The sequence below is a fragment of the Janibacter sp. Soil728 genome, from assembly GCF_001428305.1.
In the GTDB taxonomy this organism is placed as follows: Bacteria; Actinomycetota; Actinomycetes; order Actinomycetales; family Dermatophilaceae; genus Janibacter.
In genome coordinates this window covers 139,468-152,319 of record NZ_LMRZ01000001.1, presented here as the reverse complement: position 1 = coordinate 152,319, position 12,852 = coordinate 139,468, and the positions used below count along the sequence as shown (strand labels likewise).

The 12,852-nt window shown below is 71.5% G+C and carries 12 protein-coding genes; 2 read left to right on the top strand and 10 right to left on the bottom strand.

Annotated elements, in window-relative coordinates; translation table 11 throughout:
• Positions 1 to 18: 18 nt before the first annotated feature.
• Entirely contained in the window at positions 19 to 510 is a 492-nt protein-coding gene (locus ASG73_RS00660) for a DUF4395 domain-containing protein (RefSeq protein WP_082566894.1), read from the top strand.
• A gap of 161 nt (positions 511 to 671) precedes the next feature.
• On the opposite strand, the gene ASG73_RS00655 is transcribed toward ASG73_RS00660, so the two are convergent.
• The gene (locus tag ASG73_RS00655; protein ID WP_055989331.1) at positions 672 to 1,418 is read right to left on the bottom strand and encodes an enoyl-CoA hydratase/isomerase family protein; all 747 of its coding nucleotides are present in this window, start codon (positions 1,416 to 1,418) and stop codon (positions 672 to 674) included.
• The gene (locus ASG73_RS00650) at positions 1,418 to 2,596 is read right to left on the bottom strand and encodes a thiolase family protein (RefSeq protein WP_055989328.1); all 1,179 of its coding nucleotides are present in this window, start codon (positions 2,594 to 2,596) and stop codon (positions 1,418 to 1,420) included. Before ASG73_RS00650 ends, ASG73_RS00655 begins: the two co-directional genes overlap by 1 nt.
• A 75-nt stretch (positions 2,597 to 2,671) precedes the next feature.
• On the opposite strand from ASG73_RS00650, the gene ASG73_RS00645 reads away from it, so the two are divergent.
• Positions 2,672 to 2,989, top strand: a complete 318-nt coding sequence (locus tag ASG73_RS00645) for a hypothetical protein (RefSeq protein ID WP_055989325.1) — start codon at positions 2,672 to 2,674, stop codon at positions 2,987 to 2,989.
• A gap of 16 nt (positions 2,990 to 3,005) precedes the next feature.
• On the opposite strand, the gene ASG73_RS00640 is transcribed toward ASG73_RS00645, so the two are convergent.
• The 8 genes from ASG73_RS00640 to ASG73_RS00605 are packed head-to-tail and all read right to left on the bottom strand — an operon-like array spanning position 3,006 to position 12,737.
• The gene (locus ASG73_RS00640) at positions 3,006 to 3,518 is read right to left on the bottom strand and encodes a GyrI-like domain-containing protein (RefSeq protein WP_055989322.1); all 513 of its coding nucleotides are present in this window, start codon (positions 3,516 to 3,518) and stop codon (positions 3,006 to 3,008) included.
• Between the two features lie 27 nt (positions 3,519 to 3,545).
• On the bottom strand, positions 3,546 to 4,856 hold the full coding sequence (locus tag ASG73_RS00635) for a hypothetical protein (protein WP_055989319.1): 1,311 nt from the start codon (positions 4,854 to 4,856) through the stop codon (positions 3,546 to 3,548).
• A 4-nt stretch (positions 4,857 to 4,860) separates the two neighbouring features.
• Positions 4,861 to 5,073: a hypothetical protein gene (locus ASG73_RS00630; protein WP_055989316.1), complete on the bottom strand. Its 213-nt coding sequence runs from the start codon at positions 5,071 to 5,073 to the stop codon at positions 4,861 to 4,863.
• 39 nt (positions 5,074 to 5,112) lie between these two features.
• On the bottom strand, positions 5,113 to 5,622 hold the full coding sequence (locus ASG73_RS00625; RefSeq protein WP_055989313.1) for a GNAT family N-acetyltransferase: 510 nt from the start codon (positions 5,620 to 5,622) through the stop codon (positions 5,113 to 5,115).
• The gene (locus tag ASG73_RS00620) at positions 5,619 to 7,460 is read right to left on the bottom strand and encodes a penicillin acylase family protein (protein ID WP_082566893.1); all 1,842 of its coding nucleotides are present in this window, start codon (positions 7,458 to 7,460) and stop codon (positions 5,619 to 5,621) included. The genes ASG73_RS00625 and ASG73_RS00620 overlap by 4 nt, the downstream gene beginning before the upstream one ends.
• Entirely contained in the window at positions 7,457 to 9,871 is a 2,415-nt protein-coding gene (locus tag ASG73_RS00615) for a GNAT family N-acetyltransferase (protein WP_082566892.1), read from the bottom strand. The genes ASG73_RS00620 and ASG73_RS00615 overlap by 4 nt, the downstream gene beginning before the upstream one ends.
• Positions 9,868 to 11,214, bottom strand: coding sequence for a lysine N(6)-hydroxylase/L-ornithine N(5)-oxygenase family protein (locus tag ASG73_RS00610; protein ID WP_055989308.1), 1,347 nt, complete (start codon positions 11,212 to 11,214; stop codon positions 9,868 to 9,870). The genes ASG73_RS00615 and ASG73_RS00610 overlap by 4 nt, the downstream gene beginning before the upstream one ends.
• Positions 11,211 to 12,737, bottom strand: coding sequence for a pyridoxal phosphate-dependent decarboxylase family protein (locus ASG73_RS00605; RefSeq protein ID WP_055989305.1), 1,527 nt, complete (start codon positions 12,735 to 12,737; stop codon positions 11,211 to 11,213). The genes ASG73_RS00610 and ASG73_RS00605 overlap by 4 nt, the downstream gene beginning before the upstream one ends.
• Positions 12,738 to 12,852 lie beyond the last annotated feature (115 nt).

The window sequence follows — 12,852 nt, the reverse complement described above, 5'->3', positions numbered from 1 at the left end:
TTCTCTTATGCTTGGGTCATGTCCTTCTTCAGCTTCCCCAACCCGGTCAACGACAAGGCGGCGCGCACCGTCGCCACGGGTGTCGTCCTCATTGGCGTGCTCACGCTCGTCACGGGATGGTGGTGGCTCACCGTGCCGCTCGCACTCGGGTTCGTCGGCCGGGTGCTGGCGGGTCCGCGCCTCAGCCCCCTCGGCTGGCTCGCGATGAAGGTCATCGGCCCCCGTCTGGGTGCACCGCGCTACACGCCCGGCCCGCCCAAGCGCTTCGCCCAGGGCATCGGTGTCGTCTTCTCTACGACGGCGGCCGTCCTCGCACTCGGGTTCGGTCAGACCTTGGCGGCCGGGATCGTCCTCGGCGTGCTCGTCCTCTTCGCCACCCTCGAGGCGGCCCTCGGGTTCTGCGCGGGCTGCTTCGTCTTCGGCCACCTCATGCGCCTGGGTGTCATCCCGCAGGACACCTGCGAGGCCTGCGCGGACATCTCCCTTCGCCAGCCGGTCGCCTCGGCCTGATCTCAGGCTCTCCTCCCGGGCCATCGGCGCATGTTACGCGCGGGTACGACGTGCAGTTGCGTGATCGCCTGCGACAAGACCCCCATGTTCTCGGGGTTCTTCGATCATCCCGCGTCACCACGTGTCGTCGTACCCGCAGGTAACATTCGCTTCGCCTCGGCTCAGCGGCCGAGGAACTTCGCGAAGAGCGCCCGAGCCTCCTCGCCCTGGCCGCGCGTGCTCAGCGTCCGGGCCTCGTCGGCAGCGGAGGTGGCCCGGTCCCGGGTCCACGAGGCGCGCAGCAGGCGGCGCGAGTCACCGAAGGCGCCGGCCGCTCCCGCGGCCAGGGCCGTCGCGATCTCCCGACCACGTGCGGCGGCGTCCTCGACCACCTCGGCGACCAGCCCCTGCGCCAGTGCCTCCTGTGCCGACATCGGCCGACCCGACAGGGCGAAGGCGAGCGCCCGCTGCTGACCGATCGCGCGGGGCAGCAGGTACGAGACGCCGCAGTCCGGCGTCAGGCCGATGCCGGGGTAGGCGAAGACGAACTTCGTGCCCTCCTGCGCGACGATCAGGTCGCCACCCAGCATGATGCCGAGGCCACCGCCAGCGACGGCGCCCTGCACGGCGACGACGACCGGCTTCGCCAGGTCCTCCAGCGCCATGACCGCGGCACCGGCCTCCTCGGCCAGCCGCTGCAGGTAGTCAGGGTCCTCTTCATCGACGAAGCTGCGGATGTCCCCGCCGCTGCAGAAGCGCTTGCCGGACCCGGTGAGGAGCACGGCGCGCACCGAGTCGTCCGCGGCCGCTGCGGTCACGGCCTCCCGCAAACCTGTCGCCAGCGCCATGTCGACGGTGTTGGACGCCTCCGGCCGGTTGAGCTGGATGTGCCCGATGCCGTCAGCGACGGTGAGCTCGACTGCAGTCATCAGACCCTCCGGAAGAGTGCCGCGAGGGCCTGGCCGCCACCGATGCACATGGTGACGATGCCGTACTCGAGGTCGTGGCGGACCATGTGCTTGGCAGCACGGATGGTGAGGATGCCGCCGGTCGCACCGACGGGGTGACCGAGCGCGATGGCCCCGCCGTAGGGGTTGACCTGTGCCGGGTCGAGCCCGGTGTCGCGGATGACCGCGACGGCCTGCGAGGCGAAGGCCTCGTTGAGCTCGATGACGCCGATGTCCTTGGGCGTCAGGCCGGTCTTCTCGAAGAGCGCCTTGAGCGCGAGGGTCGGGGCATAGCCCATGAGCTCGGGCTCCATCGCGGCGGTCGTGACCGCCTCGAGGCTGACGAGCCCCGTGAGTCCGCGCTCCTTGACCGCGGACTCGCGGCCCAGGACGACCACACCGGCGCCGTCGTTGATGCCGGAGGCGTTGCCGGCCGTGACCGAGCCGTTCTTGGCGAAGGCCGGTCGCAGCCCGGCGAGCGTCTCGAGGGTGGTGTCGGGCTTGGGGTGCTCGTCCGTGTCGGCGGTGAAGGGCTTGCGGCCCCCGACCTCGACGGCGGTGATCTCCTCGGCGAAGGCGGCCCGGGCCTCCGGGGTCGCCGCGCGACGCTGCGACTCCAGCGCGAACTCGTCCTGCTCCTCGCGGGACACGTCGTACTTCTTCGCGACATTCTCGGCGGTGACGCCCATGTGGATGTCGTGGAAGGGGTCGGTGAGCATCAGGACGGTGCCGTCCTGCAGCTGTCGGTTGCCGAGCTTGTAACCGTTGCGGGCACCGAAGTCGTAGAAGGGCATCCGAGTCATCGACTCGTCGCCACCGGCGAGGGTGAAGTCGAGGTCGTTCCACCGCATCTCCTGCGCGGCGGACCAGATGGCCTGCAGCCCGGAGCCGCAGAGGCGGTTGACGGTGAAGGCGGGGACATTGGTCGGCAGGCCGGCGGCCACGGCGACGCGGCGGGCGTTGTAGGCGTCGGGCCCGACCTGGCCGATACAGCCCATGACGACCTCGGAGATGTCTTCGCCGGCGACACCAGCACGCTCGAGCGCCGCGCGGCTGGCAACCGCGCCGAGCTCGTAGCCGGGTACGTCCTTGAACATCCCACCGAAGCTTCCGGTGGGGGTGCGGGCGCCGTCGATGACGACGATCTTCTCGGTGCTCATGGGTGCTCCTGGTGTCGCGGGAGGGGTCTGCAGCCAGCATCCCATCCCCCTTCGCGCCGGTCGTAGCCTGTCCGTATGGCGCTTCGCGATGCTCACCTCGTCCAGACCGCTCCCGTCACCGCCCTCGGGCTCGTCGGCGGTTTCCTCGTCGCCCGGGAGACCGGCATCCGCCCGCTCGGCGGCCTCGTCCTCGGCGGGGCGGGCCTGCTCGCCGGCCGCAGCTGGCTGGCCAGGACCGACCCGGCCACGACCGCTGCCCTGGCCGTCATCTACGTCGGTGGCTTCGGTGCCTCGCACCCCTTGGCCAAGAAGGTCGGTGCTTGGCCCGCAGTCCTCGGCGTCGCCGCGGTGTCGGCAGCCGCCTCGTACGCGCTGTCCGACCGACGCAGCTGATCGAGCGTCGCGGTCCTCAGCCCTCGTAGGGCAGGACCAGGTCGGTCCGCAGCGCGCTCGGGTCGCCGTCGGGCGTGGGCGCGGTGACGTAGACCTCCCAGAAGGGCAGGGCCGGCCGACGACCGTCGGCGGCGACCTGCTGCATGAGGTCGGACCACGCCCGGGACAGGCCGTCGTAGCCCCCGAGGTGGGAGAGCGTCGCGACCTGGGTCGCCGGCATGCTCGAGGGGTAGAAGGTGATGCCGCCGGCCTCGAGCTCGCCGTCGAGCGGACTGGCGACGGGGAAGCCGAGCTCGAAGCTCATCGTAGCTCCCGGCATCTTGTGGTGCAGGGCGAAGGCCGGCCCGGCGATCTCGATGCCGTGGTCCTGCAGCGCGGGGACGAGCGTCTTGAAGGTCTCGTCGAAGATCCCGGCCATGTCGCTGGGCATGACCTCCTGTGCCATCCGGACTGCGGTCGGGACCTGCTGGGTCGTGACGTAGGCGACCTGCTCGTGGGCTGGTCCGAGGTACGTGGGGCGCTCGCTCACTGGGTCCTCCAGAGGTGGGTGATCCCTTCACCCTCCCAGATCGGCGGCGGCCGTGAGGAGCACCGCCGCCGTCCACGCCAGAGGTGCGGGACCGGCGGGCGTGCCGTCGTCGCGCACCTTTTCGGGAAGGGACCCGGCCTCGGTGCGGTGGTCGCCCAGCCAGGCGAGCGTCTCGACGGCTCGGTCACGGGTCGCGTCGGCGCTCGCCCACGCCCCGGCGAGCACCGCGGTCTCGGGGGTCCACGCGACCCCGTCCTCGCGCCAGTCACCGCCGGGCGCGTAGCCGCCGTTGGGCCGGGCCATCTGCCGCGCCGCCACGTCGAGGGCCGCGCGGATCTCGCTCTCGCGGGGAGGTGCGCTCCGATACGGAGGCAGCAGCCACGCGATCGCCGTGTCGCTCGCCCCGCCGCCGATGCGGCGCGGCCAGCCCCGCATGCCGAAGGTGGCGTGGATCTGGTGGTCCAGGCGAAGGGCGGCGGCTGCGCAGCGTTCGCGCAGATCTCCGGTGGTCAGCGCCACTGCGTGCTCGAGACCCGCGAGCAGGGGAGCGGCCGTGCCGAGCGTCAGCTGGCGCTCGTCGAGCTCCCAGTAGTCGGGCGAAGGGAGCGGCAGCCCGTCGCGGCCCAGCCGGGTCAGTGCCGTGGTGGCGCAGTGCCGCACGAGGGCGTCGATGCGCGCCTCATCCGCCGTCCCCCGCCACGAGTCGACCGTCGATCCGGCAGCCCACAGCGCCCAGCCGAAGCCGTCGTCCTGCGGTGGCCGGTCGTCGGGGGTGCCGCCGTCGAGCGCGTACCGCGCCTGCATCCGCCCAGCCGTGCCGACACGAGAGGCGAGGGTCGCGAGCTGGCGGGTCGCCCCCTTCGCGTCCCCGAGGCTGTGGAGGGCGACGGCGACGTGGGCGGTGTCGCGGGGCCAGGCGTGGCGCCACATCGGCGACCAGCCGGCGACGGCGATCGGGAGGCCGGTGGACAGCACCCACAGGTCCAGGGCGGCCTGGCGCGCGAGGTCGCGCGGGGCACCGGCGATCGCACCGGGCAGGTCGAGGCCGGAGAGCCACTCCTCCTGCGCCTCGACGACCCGCTCCTGCTCGGGGCCGACGAGGACACGGGTCCCGGGCAGCACCCGCTCGAGGTCGCTCGCGTGCACGAGCTCACGCGTCTGCCGCCAGGGTCCGCTCGTGGAGCGCATCGCGACGGTGATCCCGTAGGTGGCGGGCACCTCGTGGCGGTTGCGGTAGAGGCTCAGTCCCCCTGCGCCACCTGCGCCGAGCATGACTGCGCCGAGCGTCCCGGCCATGAAGGTGCGCCGGCCCGGGACGCCGAGTGGTGGCTGGGTCACCGCATCACGTGACGGAGTCGTCGCGGCGTCGGTTGAGCATGCCCACGGCGACCCAGGCGGCGGCCACGACCAGCGCGCCGACGACGGCATAGGCCGCGGGCGGGCTGTCGAAGAAGACGAAGCCGATGCCGTAGGCCATCGTGATGACGAGTGCGATCAGTGCAGGTGTCCGTGTCCCCATGGCCAGAGCCTCTCGCGACCCGGGGCGCAGGTCCATCACTCGCCCCCTTCGCAATCCGACCGTGACCTGCGGCCCTCAGCCGATGAGTGCCCCGAAGCGTTCCCGGGTCAGGTAGACCAGCTGGGCGTCCTTGTCCCCGATGGGCACGCGCTCGCCGAGCTCGAAGCCGGTCTGCTCCAGTCGATGCAGGATGGCGCGGTTGGCTGCGTCGGGTTCGCCGACGAGCCGCTGCACGCTCGGGTCGCCGAAGAGCCAGGTGAAGATCCCGCAGGCGACGGCCAGCGCGTCCTCCCCGGGTGCGACGAAGACGTGGGCACCGACGTCACCCGGCTGCACGGCGTAGACCTCGGCGACCGGGTCGTGCTCGGGCTCATAGGTCTGCACCAGGGCAACGGGCCGGCCGTCCTGCTCGGCGATCCACGCCCAGTGGGCCTCGAGTGAGTCGACGAAGGCATAGATGTCGCGCACCTCCTCGACACTCTTGTCGGCCATGCCCCAGAAGCGCCCGCGTGGCTGGGTGGCCCAGCCGTGGACCAGCGGTGCGTCCTCCTCGGGACGAAGGGGGCGGAAGCTCAGCGTGCTCATGTGGTCCTCTCGATCGGGATCAGCTCGCCCGTGCGCCAGCTCTCGTGCTGGTCGTGGGCATGGGGTGCGTGGTGCGGGCCGTCGGCGCCGAGCGGCACGACCCACGCGCTCGGCCCGTCGAGCGACCAGACGAGCCGGGCGGTGGGACCGCGCCAGCAGAGGTCGCTCAGGCCGGGGGCGGCGGCGGTGGCGAGCACGCAGTCCCCGTCGCCGCCGATCGGCCCGCTCGGCGGGGCGAGATCGGGCACCACCCGGACGAAGGGGGCGTGGTGCCGCTCCCCCCACGTCGCGTCGGTCCGTGGCGGGGTGGCCACGGCATCTGCGGTGCGCTCGAGGGCCTGCACCGTGAGCTCGTCGAGCGGCAGGCCCCACTCGCGTCCGACGTGCACGACCCGCTCGATCCCGGCGCCGACGCGGGCCACCGGGTCGACCCAGGGAGCAAACATCGGCGACAGCCCGGTCGGCTCGTGCAGCGGCGCCAGCCGCGGGTGCTCCGCGACGAGCCGCACGAGCTCGCTGCGCCAGGTCGCGAAGAGCCCGGCGTCGCTGCTGCCGGCGTCCATGCGCCCGTCCCAGGCGAGCAGCCGGGTGCGGGCCTCCTCGGCGGCGCCGGTGGCCGCGACTCCGCCGAGGAGGAGTCTGAAGGTCGGCCACGAGCCGAGCGCCGTGTCCATCTGGATCGCGGCGAGCCCGTCCGTGTCCCAGACGTCGCGCTCGGCGAGCAGCTCCTCGATCCGCCGTGCCCGGTGGGGAGCGGCGAACTCCCGACCCAGATCGGCGACCGAGGCGCGACGGTCGTTGGCGTGCACGACGACCTCGCCGTCGGCGAGGTCGCGGCGAGCGGGTGGTGCGGCGACGGTGCCCCCCTTCGTCACGAGGCGTCCGGCGACCCGCTCGCGGACGCGGCCGTCGGCGCCGGCGATGACGAGGGAGTTGACCGGCTCGACCCATCCGTCGAGGGTGGCATCGACGTCGTCGATGCTGCGCGCGAGCAGCAGTCGCCGCATCGCTGCCAGCCCGATGTCACCGTCGATCGTCGACGGCGAGATCGGGTGGGGCACAGCGCGATCCGCGTCGGGAGCAATGCGCTGGTAGTCGGCCATCGCGTGCGTGACCGCCCAGGCGACCGACCCCGCGTGCCCGAAGTGCGGCACCCCGGGGACCCCCGCGAAGGCCAACCCCGACACGTCGATCTGCGGGGTGGACAGGCGAACCTGCTGGTAGATCCCGGGGGCCTCGAGGACCCGGTGCGGGTCCGCGGCGATCACCGGCGCCCCGGAGATCGTGCGGGACCCGGTGAGTGCCCACGCGTTGCTGCCGCCGAGGGGGACGCCTTCGTGGCTCAGCAGGTCGAGCGCGTCGTCACCGAGCTGCTGGCGCAGCTGTCGCCGCCACAGCTCGTGGCCGAAGTTGCCCATGAGCACGTGCTGCACGAGGAAGACACCCGCGGGCGACCACGGCTGCCACTCCTGCGGGTCCACGCCGACGGAGGCGAACTCCGGTGCGCGAGAAGCGCCTTCAGGAAGCCCGGCGTTGACTCCGTCGACGAAGGCGAGCAGCCAGGCCTGGGTCTCCTCGTCCAGATCCGCCACGGCCGCCCGGGCCGTCACCGGCAGGGCTGCGCGCGAGGCGAAGTCGTCCCAGTCCGAGGGGCCGATCAGCACGGACGCGGTGGCCTCCGAGCGCCGCCGCTCGACCTCGATCTGCCAGGCCCGGTCGACCGCCGCCGACCACCCCTGGGCGAAGGCGAGGTCCTCGAGCGTCTCGCCCCAGCAGTGCGGGATCCCGTGGGCATCCCGTTCCACCCGCCAACGACCGGCACGCACGCCCACGCTCACCCGGCCACACCCCCTTCGGCAGCCCCCATGCCCTGCATTGCCCTAGGGGAATGCAGATGAGCGGTCGAGCACGTCTGCATTGCCCTAGGGCAATGCAGGGGGTTGGCCAGGTCCCCGACGCGGATGAGCGAGCCCTCCGGGTCGGTGAGGTCGACCATCTGCAGGGTGTTGCGCAGCTGCAGCCGGTTGAGGCAGGAGTGCTCGAAGCTCTCCCGCAGCAGGTCCAGTCGTGCCGCGCGCGGGTGGTCGGCCGCGTGCTCGCTGACGCAGTCGGCGACGAGCGTCCAGAACTCGCCCCCGGTCATCACCTCGTCGTCGGCGAGGATCTCGGCGACGAAGCGCAGCACCCCGTCGAGCACGTCGGTGAGTACCGACAGCGACTGCACCCGTGGGTCGAGGACGTGCCGGATCCGCTCGACAGCCGCAGGCAGCGGTCGGTCGGACATCACGACGACCTCCTCGCCGATGTCCTTCATGAAGACCCCGGTGGGCACATGGTCCTCCAGCACGAGGATGACGTTCTCCCCGTGCGGCATGAAGGCCAGGTCGTGCACGCCGAGGCAGTGGACGACGGGCCGCAGGTAGGCGCGCAGCATCCGCCGCACCCATTCGGTGGCCCCGATGGGGCTCGCGGCGATGAGCTCGGTGAGGAGTGCGCCACCGTCAGCGTCGCGGTGCAGCAGTCCGGTGAGTGACTGGAGCCTCTCTCCTGCAGCGAGTTTCGGCACGGGCGACTCCCGCCACAGGGCCGCGACCATCTTGGTGTGCGGGTTGGGTGCGCCGAGCTGGTGGTAGGCATCGCCGGTGTACCCGATGGCGGCGACCTCCCGCAGCACCCGGAACCCGCAGTCCGCCAGCTCCGGGTCGCCCGCGACGACCTGCGCCACCCAGTCGTTGATCGCCGGCGTGGCGGTCATGTACGTCGGCGACAGCCCCCGCAGGAAGCCCATGTTCTGGATCGCCAGCGCCGTCTTGACGTAGTGCCGCTCGGGTCGGTCGTGGTTGAAGAAGGTGCGGATCGACTGCTGCGCCCGGTACCGGTCGCTCGTCGTACCCAGGTGGACGACGTCCAGCCGAGCGAGGTCCGCGGCGAAGGTCACCGCGAGCTTGTGGTCCCACTGCCACGGATGGACCGGCATGAGCAGGTAGTCCGCCGGGTCCACCCCCTTCGCCTCCAGCCGAAGGGAGAACCGCTCGCGGTCCGTGCGGTCCAGCTCGCCGCCGTAGAGGTCTTCCTCGCTCAGGCCGTCGGCCAGTGAGAGATGGGCGACGCTGCGCCGCACCGCGACCCACACCAGGCGCACGTCCGCACCGGCCTCGGGGGAGTAGGCCGCGTGGTCGGTCGCGGAGAAGCCGATCCGTCCGTTGTTGGCGACGAAGGCGGGGTGGCCCTCGGTCATCGCCGCCTCGATCGTCTGGAAGTCGGCGTGCACGAGCTCTCGGCTGGTGCGCCGCTCGTGGTGCCACTTGAAGGCGAGCCCGGCGAGGGTCCCGCTGAGCTCCTCGAGGTAGGTCGAGCGCAGGTGGTCGGGGATGCCGAGGTCCTCGTGCAGGTCGGACACGACGGTGAGGGCATCCACCTCGGTCGCCTCCCCGTCGACCGTCCGCTCGATGCTCGCCGGGTCGACCCGCCAGTGCTCGAGGGCGTGCCGGGTCGCGGCAAAGGTGTAGCGCGCGGTGCCGGCGGTGATCGTCCAGCGTCCGTCGGCGGTCGGCTCGGGGGTGAGCAGCCGCTCGTGGGTGAACTCGCCGATCGCCTTGGCGGCGACATGCCGGTGGGCGCGGGCCATCACCTCCGGCTCGAGGTGGGCGACATCGGGCGAAGGGGGGCCCTCGACGATCGATACCGCAGTGCCACGCTCCAGCTCGCTCCCGGCGAAGGCCTCGACGGTGCAGAGGCTCAGCAGCGCCTCCTTGTCCGCCAGGGCGATCCGTCGATCGACGACGAAGCCGGCCGCTGCGTTCTTGGCGTGGATCGCGTGGTTGCGCACGTCCGGCTCGACGACGACCTGGGTGATCTCGGGATCGCGGAAGCAGAAGTGCATGACGGCGCGGAAGACCTGCGAGGTGAGGCCGTGCACGGGGGTGTCCGTGGGGGCCACGAGCACGTGCATGCCGAGCTGGCCCGGCTCGACCCGGTAGTGCGCGGCCAGTGCGCTGTGCGCCGGGTCGTAGGTCTCCGTCAGGAAGGTCGGCTCGCCGTCGACCCGACCGAGCCAGGCCGCGTGGTGCGGGTCGGCGTCGATCTCGTCGAAGGCGGCGCGTGACTGCTCGAGGCTGAGTCCCTGCATCCCCCAGAAGGAGGACCTGGGGTGGGTGACCCAGGCATGGAGGAGAGCGATGTGCTCCTGCGGGACGACCGGCTCGATGGTGATCCGACCGATGGGGGAGAGGAAGTGCCAGGTGCTCATCGACCCACCCCCGCCGGGACGCGCTCTTCGTCGGGACTCACCACTGGTGACTCGATCTCGTGGACACCGAAGTGCTGGAAGGCGATCCGCTCCTCGACGGGGTACACCTCACGCCCGGCCACCGCATTGATGATCACCGAGTTGCGGTGGGCGCCCATGCCCAGGTCGGGGGCGAGCACGGAGTGGGTGTGCTCCTCGGCGTTCTGCACGAAGATCCGCCCGTCGACGTCGACGCTGTAGTCGGCCGCGGTGTCGTAGCGTCCGCGTGCGTCCCGCCGGATCGATCCCTCCACGGGAGCGAGGAAATGCGGTGTCCGCGGTCGATAGCCGGTCGCGAGCACGAGCCCCTGGGTGGTCACCCGCACCGAGGCGTCCTGCTCCTCGTGGTGCACACGCAGGCTGTACCTCCCCGCGCTCTCGTCCCACCCGGCCTCGCGCACCTCGCTGTTGGTCAGCAGGGTCGTGGGCACGGGGCGGCCGGTCTCGACGCGCAGCCGGTAGAGGGTGTCGTAGATCGTGTCGACGAGATCGGCGCTGATGCCCTTGTAGAGATTGCGCTGCTCGCGCTGCAGGACGTCACGCCGCTCCATCGGCAGCCCGCGGAAGTAGCGGGCGTACTCGGGCGAGGTCATCTCGAGCGTCAGCTTGGTGTACTCCATCGGGAAGAAGCGGGGCGAGCGGGTGACCCACGTCAGGTGGTACCCGTGGTCGACGCACCCCTCGAGCAGGTCGAGGTAGATCTCGGCGGCTGACTGGCCGCTGCCGACGACGGTGATGCTCTCGCTCTCCTGCAGCCCGGCTCGTGCGCCGAGATAACCCCCGGAGTGCGTCACCGGACCGCCCAGACCCTCGGCGACGGGCGGCACGGCCGGCTCGGTCCCGATGCCCAGGACGACGTGCCGAGCGCGAAGGGAGGTGAGCCTCCCGTCCCTGCGGCGAGCCGTGACCGTGTGGGTGCCGTCGACGTCGCGCTCCACCGCGGTCACCGTGTGCCCCCACCGGATGGTGTCGAGCTGGTCGGCGACCCAGCGGCAGTACTGGTCGTACTCGGCGCGCAGGGGGTTGAAGTCCTCGCGGATGTAGAAGGGGTAGAGCCGCCCGACAGCCTTGAGGTGGGCCAGGAAGCTGAAGCGGCTCGTCGGGTCGGCCATCGTCACCAGATCGGCCATGAAGGGCACCTGGATCGTGGCTCCCTCGAGCATCATCCCCGGGTGCCAGGAGAACTCGTCGCGCGCCTCGAGGAAGACGCCGTCGACATCGGTCAGGTCGTGGGTGAGAGCCGCCAGGCCCAGGTTGAAGGGCCCCAGCCCGATGGCCACGACGTCGTGCACGTGCTCGCTCATCGCGCCACCTCCGCTCCGACGAGCAGCAGCACTTCGTCCATCGGATCCGGTTCCTGAGGAGGCGCGCCAGCGCCGTCTCGAAGGGCCGCGAGCAGCTGGTCGCCCGTCGCGGCGATGGTCTCGAGGATGCCGCGCAGGTGCTCCAGGGAGGTCTGCGGGTTGAGCAGGGTGAACTTCAGCCAGGCCCGGCCGTCGATGACGGTGCCGGCGACCATGACATCTCCCCGGTCGAGCAGGGCGTGACGGATGCGCGGGTTGAGCGAGTCCGCGTCCTGGGCGCCCACTCCGTCCGGCCGGTAGCGCATGAGGACGGTGCTGAGCATCGGCTCGGCGGCGACCTCGAAGCGGTCGTCAGCGACGAGCACCTCCCACACCTGGTGGGCCCGGTCGATGACCTCGTCGAACATCTCGCCGACGGCGTCGGCCCCGGTGACGCGCAGCGTCATCCACAGCTTGAGCGCATCGAAGCGACGCGTGGTCTGCAGGGACTTGTCCACCTGGTTGGGAGTGACGGCAGTGCGCGGGTTGAGGTAGTCCGCATGGTGCGTGACGTGGGTCAGCGTCGCGGCGTCACGCACGATGAGCGCGCTGGAGCTGACGGGCTGGAAGAAGGTCTTGTGGAAGTCGACGGTCACCGAGTCCGCGCGCTCGATGCCGTCGAGCAGGTGGCGGCGTCGAAGGGAGAGCAGCAGGCCACCCCCGTAGGCAGCGTCGACGTGCACCCAGGCCCCGTGCTCCGCGGCGAGGCCAGCGATGGCGGGGATCGGGTCGATGACCCCCAGGTCGGTCGTGCCGGCTGTGGCGACGACCGCCATCGCGATCTCGCCGCGCTCCCGGATGCCCTCGAGCTCGTGGCGCAGCGCGTCGAGCGCCATGCCACCGGTCGCGGCCGTGGGGACCGGGATGACGGCGCTCGGGTGCAGGCCCATGATGCGTGCGGACTTGATGACGCTGAAGTGGCTGTGCTCGGTGGCCAGCACCCGTAGCCGGGGCTGCACCTCGCTCGCGCTGTCTCCCCGCACTGCGGACGCTCGCAGCGCCTCGCCCCGGGCGAGCAGCAGACCCTGGAGGTTGGACTGGGTCCCTCCGCTGGTGAAGACGCCGTCGGCGGCCTCCTCGTCGAAGCCGATACGCCCCGCCGTCCAGCGGACCAGGCGCTGCTCGACGAGGGTGCCACCGGCGCTCTGGTCCCAGGTGTCGACGGAGGTGTTGACCGCCGCGATGATCGCCTCGGCGAGCACCGCGGGCAGTGCGACGGGGCAGTTGAGGTGCGCGACATAGGACGGGTGGTGGAACCAGATGGCGTCGCGCAGGTAGACATCGGTGACCTCGGCGAGGGCGGCATCGAGGTCGCTGGCCGGTCGGTCGAGGTCGACGCCCTCGACGAGAGGCGCCAGGTCGGCGACGGTCGCGCCGGTCGACGGGGCGCGAGCGTCCAGGTGCCGGGCGACGAGCCGGCTCACGCGAGACATCCCGTCGAGGTAGTCAGCGGCGGTGTCGTGGGTCAGGAGGTGCGGGTTCACCGAGCGGTCTCCTAGGAGTGAGGGTCACCTAACTAAGGTATGGCTGGCCTAACATAACCACTCAGTGCCCTTCTCGCTCGTCGAGCCGTGAGGCGCCCGACGTCACCGCCGACGT